General features: G+C 66.0%; 1 protein-coding gene. It reads right to left on the minus strand.

Features of this window, described 5'->3' with window-relative positions; genetic code table 11:
* Window positions 1-37: 37 nt before the first annotated feature.
* A protein-coding gene (locus tag DEI89_RS17215; protein ID WP_375537784.1) for an IS3 family transposase occupies window positions 38-1,299 on the minus strand; the annotation gives its coding sequence in 2 pieces (ribosomal slippage) (window positions 38-927 and window positions 927-1,299; 1,263 coding nt in all).
* Window positions 1,300-1,426: the final 127 nt, after the last annotated feature.

Raw genomic sequence — 1,426 nt, forward strand, 5'->3', positions numbered from 1 at the left:
GTGAACTGGTCCCTGTTTGTTGGACTGTGAATTCAGGTTATGCCGCGAGGGCATGGGCTCGGTATTGGACCGGGCTCATGCCCTCGAGGCGTTCCTGGATGCGGGTGGTGTTCCACCAGGCGATGTAGTCCGTGATCGCGGTATCCAGCTCGCTTGTGTCAGCGAAGCGGGCGGGGTGGAACATCTCGGCTTTGAGGTGACCGAAGAAGTTCTCGATGATCGCGTTGTCGTGACAGTTGCCCTTCCGCGACATCGACTGGAGGGCACCAGCGGTGGTCAGGATGCCTCGCCAGGACCGGTGCTGGTAGTGGACGCCCTGGTCGGAGTGCACCATCGGTGTCGCACCCGGCGCGGCCGTGAGGGCGTCCCGGAGGGACCCGTTGGTCAGTTCCAGTGTCGGGCTCGTCCCCGTCCGGTGCGCGATGATCCGCCGGTCGAACAGGTCCAGCACCGCGGAGAGGTAGAGCTTGCCGGTTCCGATGCGGAACTCGGTGACGTCGGTGACCCACTTCTGCTCTGGCGCGGTCGCGGTGAAGTTCCGGTCAAGCAGGTTCGGTGCGATCCGGCCGACCTCGCCGCCGTAGGACGAGTACCGCTTCCGGCGCCGCACCACGCAGACCAGCCGTTCCTGCCGCATCAAGGCCAGCACCGTCTTCTTCGCCACTCGGCGCCCGTCGCGACGCAACTGAGCGTGGATCCGGCGGTGCCCGTATCGGCCCTTGGCATGCACGAACACGGCGCGGACGGCCGCAGCGGTGTCGACATGCCGGTCCCGACGGTCCAGGCGGGCCTGGTGGTAAAAGAACGTCGACCGGGCAAGCCCGGCAATCCGCAGGAGATCGTCCAGGCGATGAGCGGCCTTGCAAGCGGCGACGGCAGCGGTTCTCACCCGCGCCGTTGCTGGGCTTGCAAGGCCCGCAATTTTCCCAGGTACGCGTTCTCCGCCCGCAGGAGTTCGTTCTCCCGTCGCAGCCGTTCCACCTCGGACAGCTCATCCTCGGGGACCGCTCTCGGCCGGCCCACGCGGCGCGGTCGCAGCGCGTCTTCACCGTCCTTGCGGGCGAGGTTCACCCACTTGCGCAGTAGCAACGTCGACGAGAGGCCACCCTCGGCGGCCAACGTGTCGGCGTTCTCACCGGCGAGGAACCGGCGCACGAGATCGCGTTTGACCTCGAACGAGTACGAGCGTCTGGGTTCGTCCACGAGCACCTCCACGCCATGCAGCGACCACCGTCGATGCAACCGTTTCACCGGAGTGCGAGCAACTCCCAACCGACGCGCGGTCGCCCAATCAGCCAGTCCCTGCTCGAACCAGCCCACCGCAGCAGTGCGCTGCGCACCAGTCAACGATGACGCGTTACCACCCAACAGAACCATCCCCGGATCTCGAACCAACTAAGCAGTCCAAGATCCGGGGACCAGTTCA

The organism is Curtobacterium sp. MCBD17_030 (assembly GCF_003224255.1).
Classification (GTDB): Bacteria; Actinomycetota; Actinomycetes; order Actinomycetales; family Microbacteriaceae; genus Curtobacterium.